The following is a 9,710-nucleotide window of genomic DNA, read 5'->3' as shown; positions in this document are numbered from 1 at the left end:
GTGGCGGGGGGGCGGCGGGCTTGCCGGGCAAAGTGATGCGGACTTCCGGTTCTTGGAGGGGTCGTTCACTGCGCTCCGCCACGTCAGCCGCGCGTTCGACGCCGACCTCCGGGCCTCCGACGCCGGCCGCCTCGCGGTGGTGTCCTCCACCGCGGTCACTCGCCCACTGGCAGGCGGCGCGAACTACGCGGCCGTCAAGGCGGCGACCGAGGCGTGGACGCGCGCCGTCGCGCAGGGATTCGCAAAGGATGCCCGCGATGCCGGGCGGCCGCTGACCGCCGCAGCCGTGATCTTCCGGGTGCAGAGCCTCGCAGGGCTCGAGGAGGCGCTCGCGCGGCGGTTCGTGGCCCTGTGGACGGCGCCGGCGGCCGAAACCAACGACACCATCGTCAACCTCAGTGCCTCCTTGATCAGCGCCCCCTCGAACCCCGAGATTGGACACCCGTGACCACCATTCACGACCCCGCCTCACGCGGCTTCGCCTCCGACAATTACTCCGGCGTCCACCCAGAGGTGCTCGCGGCGATCGTCGCCGCCAACCGCGGCCACCAGGGCGCGTACGGCGGCGACGCCTACACAGCGCGCCTCCAGGAGGTGATGGCACACCACTTCGGCGCGGGCGTCGAGGCGTACCCGATGTTCAACGGCACCGGCGCGAACGTGGTGGGCCTGCAGTCGATGTTGCCCCGCTGGGGCGCCGTAATCACGGCCGTCACCTCGCACGCCAACGTCGACGAGGGCGGCGCGCCCGAGCGGGTGGCCGGCATCAAGCTGCTCACCGTCCCGACGGACGACGGCAAGCTCACCCCGGAGCTCATCGACCGGGAGGCTTGGGGCTGGGGTGATGAGCATCGCGCGCAGCCGTTGGTCGTGTCGATCACGCAATCGACCGAGCTTGGCACCCTGTACACCGTCGACGAGATCGCGGCGGTCGCCGATCACGCCCACGGCCTCGGGATGCGGGTGCACATGGACGGCGCGCGCATCTCCAACGCCGCGGCGTCGCTCGGCGTGCCGCTGCGCGCCTTCACGCGCGACGCAGGCGTGGACGTGCTGAGCTTTGGCGGCACCAAGAACGGGGCGATGCTCGGCGAGGCAATCGTGGTGCTGAGCGCCGAGGCGTCGGAGGGATTGACGTTCCTGCGCAAGTTCAACATGCAGCTGGCGTCGAAGATGCGCTTCGTCTCGGCCCAGTTGATCGCGCTGCTCGAGGGCGACCTGTGGCTGCGCAACGCCGCACACTCCAATGCGATGGCGCAACGCTTGCGCGCTGGCATCGAGCATGGGCTTGCCGACGGGTCAATCACGGGTGTGGCCTTCACACAGCCGACGCAGGCGAACGGGATCTTCGCCACCGTGCCCGACGGCGTGGCGGATCGCCTGCGCGCCACGTTCGCGTTCTACGACTGGGATGCCGCCAAGAACGAGGTGCGCTGGATGTGCAGCTTCGACACCACCGAGGACGACATCGACGCGCTGATCGCCGCGATAGCGCGCGAGACCTCGGCCGCCTGATCCAGCCGCCCCGCGCGCTGCCGCAAGCAGGCCCCTCCCCCCGAGCACGCCAGCGACGAGGGCCTTTTCACCGGGAGTATTCAAGCCGTCGAGCGTGCCAGCCTCTTCATGCACGGCGAGCAGCGGGACGCCTCGGGGGGCGACGACGCCGCGTGGCAGCACAACACCGACGGTCTCGACTCGCCCGTCCGCGACTGAACGACTAGCGGCCCAAGTCCGCCTGGCTGTGGCCGTGCGGGTCGTGGGCGGGGTCGTCCAGAAAACCTCCCCAACCGTGGAGGCTGCCCAGGCCAAACGCCACCTCGAGATTCTTCCTGGTGCACACCACTTCCGGTGGACCGCTAGCCACGACGCGACCGCTCACGAGCACGACGTGGTCTGCGGCCCGGGCCTCGTTGAGGTCGTGGGTCGTGAGCACCACGGTGTGACCGTGACGGTCCTCCCTGTGGATCAGGCCGTCGATGGTCCGCGCTGACACCAGGTCCAGACCGGTGAGTGGCTCGTCAAGCAGCATGACCGTGTGGTTCTGTGCAAGTCCCTGGGCCACGTAGACACGTTGCCTTTGCCCGCCGGAAAGCTCGTGGAGGTGCCTCCCGGCAAGATGCTCAATATCCATCTGGCGCATGGCCTCCGCGACGCGGGTTCGGTCGGTTCGACTGAACGCCCGGAACAGCCCGACGCTGGGGAAGCGCCCCATGCCCACGGTCTCCCGCACGGTGATCGGGGTCGACGCGGGCACGACCGTCGACTGCAGGACGTAACTCACCTCACTCCGAGCTTCGTGCGGCTCCATGCCCAATACTCGCAACTGGCCGCCAGCAACCGGCACGAGGCCAGCCAAGGCGCTCAGCAGCGTTGACTTGCCCGAGCCGTTGGGGCCGATCACCGCCGTCACCGCATCGAGCGGGATGGTGAAGGAGGATCGCGCCAGCGCGGTGTGGTTGCCGTACTTCACCACCACATCCGTCCCTTCGGCGAACAACCCGCTCCCACTATCGGGGCGCGCCTGCGATGCGCAGGAGCTCATCGCGTCACCGCGGGGGTCGAGGCGGAGTCAGACGCAACCCGCTGCGTCCCAGGGTCTCGCGACGCCGACCGCCTTGCACGTAGCGTGGTCCAGGCCAAGGTGAGGAAGAAGGCGACGATCGGTACAAGCGCCATCGTGGCCGATCCTGCGGTTCCCAGATGAAAGCTGATGAGCAGGCCGAGCCACACGGAGACGACGGAGATGCCCGCCGCCACCGCCATCATGCGCGGAACGGTGCGGACCACCAGTGCCGCCGTCGCCGGCGGGCCCACGAGCAGCCCGAAGACGAGCAGCGTGCCGATGGACTGGAAGCTGCCGATCACGGCGGCGGCGATCAGGACGAGCAAGACCGCGTGCGCCCTACCGGGGCGCATCCCCAACAGTTCGGCCTTCTGCTTGTTGAAGGACAGCGCGAGGAACGGCCGGTACATGGCGACCGAAACGATGATCACGAATCCTCCCAGGATTGCCTGCTGCACCAGGTCGGCGCTTGTGACCCCCAAAGCATCGCCGAACAGGATCGTGGTCAGGCTCCCCGTATATGAATCGACGCTGGAGATGATCACCACTCCAAGCGCGAGCATTCCGACAAACAGCAGGCCAATCGCGGTGTCTTCGCTCAGCTTTGTCTGCCGGCTCACCACCTCGATTCCAGCGACCATGACCGCGGCGGCAACAGCCGCGCCGAGCGCGGGGCTGACGTCCAGCACCACGGCCGCGGCAATGCCGGGGACGACGCCGTGAACGAAGGCGTCGCCAAAGAAGCTCATCCCTCTCAGGACGAGCCAGGTGCCGACGACGGCGCACATGAGCCCGGCCAGGATGCCGCCAAGAAGTGCGCGTTGCTGGAACCCCAAGGAGAAGGGCTCAATGAACCACTCGACAAAGGTCATGAGGACTTCCTAGCCCGCGAGCGCGTCGGCGATGCGACGGGCGTCGGTCAGCATCATGGACTGATAGGTATCGGCCCCGGAGCCTGCGGCGCCGAGGCTGCCGACGTAGAGCTCCACCACGCTCACCTGCGTCCCCGCCTCTTGGGCGAGCGCATCCACGAGCGCAGTGGGGTTGGCGGTGTTCGCGAAGATCGCCGTGACCCCCTCGGTGCGCACCGTGTCCGCGAGCGCCGCGAGGTCGGCCGAGTTGGGTTCGGCAAGCGTCGAGCCACCAGGGATCACCACGCCAGCCGAGGTGAACCCATAGGCGGATCCGAAGTAGCCAAACGCCTGGTGATCGGTCACCAGCACCCGCCGCGACTCGGGGACGGCGTCGAGGATCGACCGCACCTCGGTGTCGGTCTCCATGAGCGAGTCCGAGACCGTCAAGCCACAGGTCGCGTAGGCATCGTCACCCGTGGCGGCCGCGAGTTGGTCGCCGATGAGGGATGCGGCTTTGGCCATGCGCGCGACGTCCATCCAGATGTGCGGGTCAAGCGAGTCGCTCGCGCCCTCGCGGGGTTGGGGGTCCAGGTCGGGGCCTACCGCGTAGACGACGGCGCCGTCCTCGCCCGCAGTATCCAGCGCGGATGTCAGCCCTTCCTCGAGCCCCAGACCGTTGACGACCACGAGCGAGGCCTTCACCATTGCCGCAACATCGGCCGATGAGGGCGAGTAGTCGTGCGGGTCCGCGCCCACGGGCATCAACGTGTGCACCTGGCCGCCGCCGCACTCCACCACCTGACCGGCGACGCTGCCGAGGATGGTGGTCGAGGCAACGACGGACACGGCGGCATCGGTCTCATGGGAGGCGCCGTCGCCGTCGGCGATTGCACACCCTCCCAGGCCGAGCGTTGCGGCTGCAACACCCGCCACAACGTGTGTTGACAACCCTCTGGCCATGACAGGCCCTCCTTAGCTATGCTTCTACGATAATGATAATCCTTTTTAACACCGAGGAGGGCGAGGGGGCCCCGGACCATCGGCCCGTACCTCGCATGACCCACCAGCGGCGCGCCATCGTGAGCATCCTCGGTGAGCTGCAGAGTTTCCAGAGCGCCCAGGAGATCCACGCCCTCCTGAAGGAACGCGGAGAGACCATCGGCCTCGCGACGGTCTACCGCTACCTCGCCCGCATGGTGAAGTCCGGAGACGTGGACGTCATGAACCGCGAGGACGGCGAGTCCGTCTATATGCGGTGCTCGCGGCAACATCACCACCACCTCGCGTGCCGACGGTGCGGACGCGCCATCGAAATTGGCGGCCCTGCCATTGAACAGTGGGCCGAACAGCTCGCCGCGCAGCACGGCTACACCGACGTCACCCACGCCCTGGAGATCTTCGGCGTGTGCCCCGATTGCGCGGAATCAGGCGGGGACACCCGCTGAGCGGGGCGGGCGCCTCCCCCGCTACTCCGGAATGCAGATGCGGCCGCGGACGATCGCGCCTGTTGGGGGCTCCATCGTCAGGCGTAGCGAAATCGTGGGAACCATGCCAGCCTGAGCGGATGCGACCCCTGCGCTATTCGATCAACGTCTCGCTCGACGGCTGCGTCGACCACATGGCTGGCACTCCGGACCAGGAGACTCACCACCACGCCGCGCAGACCATCGCCCGCGCCGACGCGATCATCCTGGGCCGCACCACCTACGAACTGATGGAGTTCTGGCGCACGGCGGAAGACCTACCTCCGTGGACGCGGTCGTTCGAGCAGTCGATCAACGCGGCCAAGAAGTACCTGGTGTCGAGCACGCGCGAACCCGACGGCTGGAACACCGAATCTCTGACCGGTGACCCCGTCGATGCGGTCAGGAAGTTGAAGGAGCAACCGGGCGACGGACTGTACGTCGGCGGCGTCACATTGCCCCGCGCCCTGGCCGACGCAGGGCTCATCGACGAGTACGAGTTCGTCGTCTACCCGACGCTCGTAGGCCACGGGCCCTGGCTGTTCGAAGGTCTGGCGGAACCGCTCACACTGCGGCACGTCGGGACCACCGAGTTCACCTCGGGGGCACGAGCCGAGCGCTACGTTCCGGTAGGCAACTCGTAGCCCGGCGCGACCATCGGCGCTGAACCTACGTGCGGTACACCTCGCGCCGATGACCCACCGCGACCACTGTCACCACCAGCACAGAGTCGAAAATGTCGTAGATCACGCGATAGTCGCCTATCCGAGTGCGCCAAGCCGTGGTCTCACCGGCGAGTTTGATGGCGCCCGTCGGTCGAGGATCGCTCGCAAGCTCTCGGATGCGAGCCTGGACGCGTGCCCTGTGCTCACGAGGCAGCTTCCGCAGTTGGCGCGCGGCTGCCGACGTCAACTCGACGCGGTACACGAACTACCCCAGTTCTCGGTCCAAGTCCTCCAACGACACCCGGCCACCGTCGTCGGCCGCCTTGGCCGCGCGGTATGCCTCGACGTCCGCCGCCATTTCCAGGCGCTCCAAGGTCTCGAGGTCTTCGTTGCTGATGAGCACGGCCGCCACCTTCCCGTTCCGCGTGAGTGCCACGCGCTCGCCACCGTAGGCCACGTGTCCGACAACGTCAGAGAACTCGGCGCGGAACTCGCGACTGCCGATGCGGCGACTAATGGTGCTCATGTGTACATAGTTTACGCTGTGTACACAAGGAACTCAAGGCTTGTCCGGCACTCGGCGAGCGCCGGGGCCTCGCGCCGCGGAACCCCGCTTGACCTGGAGCGCGCTCCAGGGTGTTTTCTGCCCCTATGAACATCACTCACAAGGAACAGATCGCGCTGGGCGCGATGTACTTCGGCACTCGGCAGGACCGCGACGAGTCGTTCGCGATCCTCGACCGCTTCGTGGAGCTGGGCGGACGCTGGCTCGACACCGCTGACAACTACAGCTTCTGGGAGTCGCCCACGGGTCGCGGCGGCGCGAGCGAGCGCATGCTGGGCCAGTGGTTCGCCGCGAACCCCGGCATCCGCGAGCAGGTGTGGGTCTCGACCAAGCTGGGCGCCGAGCCGCTGGTTGCAGGCAAGTGGCCCGAGTCGATGGAGGGCCTGTCCCCCGCCGCGATCGAGGCCGCGCTGGGCGGGTCGCTGGAACGCCTGGGCACCGACCACGTAGAACTGCTGTGGGCTCACGTCGAGGACCGCACGGTTCCGCTTGAGGACCAGGTGGCAGCCCTGGGCGCCACGGTGGCCGATGGCCGGGTCCGCCAGTTGGGTGCCTCCAATCACGCCGTGTGGCGCCTGGAGCGGGCCCGCGCCACGGCGTCGGCGACGGGCGTGGAACCGTACTCCGCGATGCAACTGCGCTACACCTATCTGCAACCGGTGCCCTTTGCGCATTTGGTCGAGGGTGGACACGTGGTCGCCACGCCCGATGCCTTGGACTACGCGCGCACCGAGGACCTGGCCTTCTGGGCGTACAACACCCTGCTCGCGGGCGCGTATGCGCGGCCCGACCGTCCGCTCCAGGCGCCCTATCTGCATGCCGACACTGAGCGTCGGCTGGCGGCGCTCGACCAGGTCGCGACGTCCACGGGTGCGACGCGCAACCAGGTGGTGCTTGCGTGGCTGATGGGCGGCTCCCCCGCGGTGACGCCGATCGTGGGGGTCTCGTCGGTCGCGCAGCTCGAGGAGGTCATGGCCGCCCGCGACGTGCGCCTGGACGCCGATGCTCTGGCCGTGCTGAACTCGGTGTCATGACGGTGACACAGGGCATCAGCATGGGCGAGGCGGCGACCGCCACCGGGCTGAGCGAGGACACGCTGCGGTACTACGAGCGCGAGGGCCTGGTGGGCCCCATCGATCGCGACGCGTCCGGCCACTGGCGCTACGCCGACAACGACGTGGCGTGGATCGGCGTGGTCACGTGCCTGCGGGATGCGGGGCTGGGCATCGCGGACCTGCGCCGGTTCACTCGCCTGCTGCGGGCCGACGGTGAGGCTGGTGAGCGCACTGAGTTTCTGATGGGGCGGCGCGACGAGTTGGTGCGCCAGGCCGGAGCGTTGGCTGCTGCGGTGAAGGTGCTCGACGACAAGATCGCGTACTACGGGAGCCGTTGAGGGCGGTCACCTCTGCGCCTGTTGTCCCTGCTGTTTGCGGCCGACGCTTGGGTTGGGTTTCGCTGCTACGTCACCTTGGGCGTGCGCCAAGAAGTCGCTCCCTCACGGCGGTCAGGCTTGATCCCCTCGGAAGCGAAGTCTTGCCGCACTGTCGGGTCGGGTGGGGACACACGGGCCGGATTGCGGGTTGGGGTGAAGCGCGCCTAAGGAGACGTCGGTACAAATAGACGAAGTGTTTCGCCAGGCTCTCCCGAGCGCCGATCGTACGCTGAACCCAACTCAGCAAGAAAGCGCTCAGAGAAGTCGCTCGCTGCCTCCGCGATCCGGCTGAGATTGATGTTCCGATCGGCCAGGAGCAGGTGAATGAAACCAGATCCCGCGCTGTAATCCGTCTCTCCGGGAGCAGCTGGCACTGACCAACTGCGGCCCTTGCGAGATGTAGGGCAGCCTGATTCGCAGGTGGTTCTCAACCTGCCCGTCCGAACCCTTTGTCGCCCACGACAGTTCGCCCCAGACTGCCAGCCCCTCCGCCGCGATACTTCGGACTTCCCGGTTCATGTGCTGAACTCTGCGTGGCGAAAAGGCTCTGCCACCTTGAAAACATCGATCGCTGAACGCACAATCTCATCCCTCTGCTTCAGTCCAGGAAACTGGCGCAACAATGTGTTCAGTCGATACGCGTTGTCGATAATGGTCCACGCATCAGACAGCGTCTCCGCCTTAGCTCTCTCGTCTTCGACTTGACGCGCGAGACGGTCTCGAAGTCTCTCGTAGGCCACCTCGATCATGTCTAGCGGGGCCTTGACCGCGTCCACATACACTTGCTGAATTGGTGAGATTCCTTGGAGACCAGGCTGTTCTTGCATGCAAGTAAGCCTAGACGTCACAGACTTAGAGCCAACCGGCCTCACAAAGTGCGGCTGGATGAATGCAGGTTCGCCAACCTGCCTAGGGGGGGTGGATTAGCGACAAGCCGGGTTACCGACCTTGGTGCAGCCGCTGCGGCGGCGCGGTTGAGCGGCTAACCCCTCCGGGCCTCGTCCGCGAATTCGTCCAGCGCGGCGAGCACCTCGACCGCGTCCCACACTCTGTTGCGCTTGTTGGTGCTGCGCGGGACCAGCACCCCCGCGTCGGCGAGCGTGTCGATGGCCACGTATGCCGTCGGCGCCGAAACCCCCAGCGCGCGCTGGACCACCTCGTACGTGACCACAGGGTGGGCGGGGAGCAGCTCCGCGAGCCGCCACGCGGAGGCACCCTTGCGCGCCCGCACGCGCTGGCGCCACTCTCCGGCGAGGGCCTGCAGGCGAGCGTTGAGGTCGAGCGTGAGACGTGAGGCGAAGATGGCCGCCTCCGCGACGCGTTCGATGACGGGCTCGATGTCGCCCCCGCGATACGCGGTGAGCGCCGCGAAGTACGCGTCGGTCTCGTGGAGCAGCCCCGCCGAGACGGGAATGGTGGAGCCGCGCGTGAGGCCCGACTCCCGCAGCATCATGTGCAGCAGCGCGCGCCCGGTGCGGCCATTGCCGTCGGTGAATGGGTGGATGGTCTCGAACTGGGCGTGCGCGAGTGCAAGATGGGCGAGGTCTGCAGAGGCGTGTGCCACGAGCGACGTTGCTGCGGGCGATCCCCAGGACTGTCACAACACTACCGTTTTCGGTATAGTTGTGACATGGACACAGTTACCAGGTACCGGGACGTCGTCCGCGAGATTGCGCTCGACCAGTACGGGTATGTCACCACGAGGGACGCGGCCGAGGCGGGAGTGCCCGCAAGTGAGTTGCCCAAGCTGGCCGCACGCGGCGGGCTGGAGAACGTCGCCTACGGGCTCTATCGGGTGCCCGACGTCCGCCCCACCGAGTTCGACGAGTTCGCCGAAGCGCTCCTGCGCGTGGGCGACGGCGCCTATCTCCGCGGGGAGTCGGTGCTCGCACTGTTCAGCCTCGCCGACGTCAACCCGAGGAAGATCAAGGTCGCCGTCCCCAGGCGCGCTCGGCCCACGCTTCCCCCCAATATCGAGTTGACCCAGGTGACGGGCGACGTGCGCACCGTGTTCTATGAGGGCTTGGCAGCACAGCCGGTCGCGGACGCCATCTTGGAATGTCGCGGACGCATCGAGAGCACACGCCTGCTGGAGGCGGCAAAGCAGGCGCGAGCAGAGGGCCTGTTGACCACCACCGAGTGGAAGCGGGTGCAGAAAGGACTCTGAC

14 protein-coding genes are annotated in these 9,710 nt (G+C 67.3%); 7 read left to right on the top strand and 7 right to left on the bottom strand.

The window, feature by feature from the left end:
• Positions 1 to 448, top strand: a 448-nt coding sequence (locus tag QZZ29_RS09570; RefSeq protein WP_291382824.1) for an SDR family NAD(P)-dependent oxidoreductase, incomplete at its 5' end; no start/stop codon positions are given.
• Positions 445 to 1,515, top strand: coding sequence for a low specificity L-threonine aldolase (locus tag QZZ29_RS09565; RefSeq protein ID WP_291382823.1), 1,071 nt, complete (start codon positions 445 to 447; stop codon positions 1,513 to 1,515). The genes QZZ29_RS09570 and QZZ29_RS09565, both read left to right, overlap by 4 nt.
• A 202-nt stretch (positions 1,516 to 1,717) precedes the next feature.
• Here QZZ29_RS09565 and QZZ29_RS09560 read toward each other — a convergent pair whose 3' ends face one another.
• From QZZ29_RS09560 to QZZ29_RS09550, 3 genes are read right to left on the bottom strand one after another with little or no spacing between them, the layout of a single operon-like run.
• Positions 1,718 to 2,497: an ATP-binding cassette domain-containing protein gene (locus tag QZZ29_RS09560; RefSeq protein ID WP_291382822.1), complete on the bottom strand. Its 780-nt coding sequence runs from the start codon at positions 2,495 to 2,497 to the stop codon at positions 1,718 to 1,720.
• A gap of 41 nt (positions 2,498 to 2,538) precedes the next feature.
• On the bottom strand, positions 2,539 to 3,435 hold the full coding sequence (locus QZZ29_RS09555; RefSeq protein WP_291382821.1) for a metal ABC transporter permease: 897 nt from the start codon (positions 3,433 to 3,435) through the stop codon (positions 2,539 to 2,541).
• A 9-nt stretch (positions 3,436 to 3,444) separates the two neighbouring features.
• Entirely contained in the window at positions 3,445 to 4,377 is a 933-nt protein-coding gene (locus tag QZZ29_RS09550; RefSeq protein WP_291382820.1) for a metal ABC transporter substrate-binding protein, read from the bottom strand.
• A 95-nt stretch (positions 4,378 to 4,472) separates the two neighbouring features.
• Here QZZ29_RS09550 and QZZ29_RS09545 point away from each other — a divergent pair, with 95 nt between their 5' ends.
• Complete coding sequence (locus QZZ29_RS09545) at positions 4,473 to 4,862, top strand: Fur family transcriptional regulator (RefSeq protein WP_291382819.1); 390 nt, start codon at positions 4,473 to 4,475, stop codon at positions 4,860 to 4,862.
• A 119-nt stretch (positions 4,863 to 4,981) separates the two neighbouring features.
• Positions 4,982 to 5,524 carry a dihydrofolate reductase family protein gene (locus tag QZZ29_RS09540; protein WP_291382818.1) on the top strand — a complete coding sequence of 181 codons (543 nt, stop codon included), beginning with the start codon at positions 4,982 to 4,984 and terminating at the stop codon, positions 5,522 to 5,524.
• A 25-nt stretch (positions 5,525 to 5,549) separates the two neighbouring features.
• On the opposite strand, the gene QZZ29_RS09535 is transcribed toward QZZ29_RS09540, so the two are convergent.
• Both QZZ29_RS09535 and QZZ29_RS09530 read right to left on the bottom strand, forming a co-directional pair.
• The gene (locus QZZ29_RS09535) at positions 5,550 to 5,807 is read right to left on the bottom strand and encodes a type II toxin-antitoxin system RelE/ParE family toxin (protein WP_291382817.1); all 258 of its coding nucleotides are present in this window, start codon (positions 5,805 to 5,807) and stop codon (positions 5,550 to 5,552) included.
• A gap of 3 nt (positions 5,808 to 5,810) precedes the next feature.
• Entirely contained in the window at positions 5,811 to 6,071 is a 261-nt protein-coding gene (locus QZZ29_RS09530; RefSeq protein WP_291382816.1) for a type II toxin-antitoxin system Phd/YefM family antitoxin, read from the bottom strand.
• A gap of 125 nt (positions 6,072 to 6,196) precedes the next feature.
• Here QZZ29_RS09530 and QZZ29_RS09525 point away from each other — a divergent pair, with 125 nt between their 5' ends.
• Both QZZ29_RS09525 and QZZ29_RS09520 read left to right on the top strand, forming a co-directional pair.
• Positions 6,197 to 7,144 carry an aldo/keto reductase gene (locus QZZ29_RS09525; RefSeq protein ID WP_291382815.1) on the top strand — a complete coding sequence of 316 codons (948 nt, stop codon included), beginning with the start codon at positions 6,197 to 6,199 and terminating at the stop codon, positions 7,142 to 7,144.
• Positions 7,141 to 7,503, top strand: coding sequence for a MerR family transcriptional regulator (locus QZZ29_RS09520; RefSeq protein ID WP_291382814.1), 363 nt, complete (start codon positions 7,141 to 7,143; stop codon positions 7,501 to 7,503). The genes QZZ29_RS09525 and QZZ29_RS09520 overlap by 4 nt, the downstream gene beginning before the upstream one ends.
• 554 nt (positions 7,504 to 8,057) lie before the next feature.
• On the opposite strand, the gene QZZ29_RS09515 is transcribed toward QZZ29_RS09520, so the two are convergent.
• Positions 8,058 to 8,369 (bottom strand): hypothetical protein, encoded by a 312-nt coding sequence (locus QZZ29_RS09515; RefSeq protein ID WP_291382813.1) that lies wholly within the window; start codon positions 8,367 to 8,369, stop codon positions 8,058 to 8,060.
• Positions 8,370 to 8,524: 155 nt separating this feature from the next.
• Positions 8,525 to 9,106: a Fic family protein gene (locus tag QZZ29_RS09510; protein ID WP_291382812.1), complete on the bottom strand. Its 582-nt coding sequence runs from the start codon at positions 9,104 to 9,106 to the stop codon at positions 8,525 to 8,527.
• Positions 9,107 to 9,172: 66 nt separating this feature from the next.
• Between QZZ29_RS09510 and QZZ29_RS09505 the strand changes: the two genes are divergently transcribed.
• Positions 9,173 to 9,709: a type IV toxin-antitoxin system AbiEi family antitoxin domain-containing protein gene (locus QZZ29_RS09505; protein ID WP_291382811.1), complete on the top strand. Its 537-nt coding sequence runs from the start codon at positions 9,173 to 9,175 to the stop codon at positions 9,707 to 9,709.
• Position 9,710 lies beyond the last annotated feature (1 nt).

The sequence above is a fragment of the Demequina sp. genome (genome assembly GCF_016278765.1).
GTDB lineage: Bacteria > Actinomycetota > Actinomycetes > Actinomycetales > Demequinaceae > Demequina.
The sequence above is the reverse complement of the archived record's forward strand: the minus strand, read 5'-3'. Positions and strand labels throughout refer to the sequence as shown.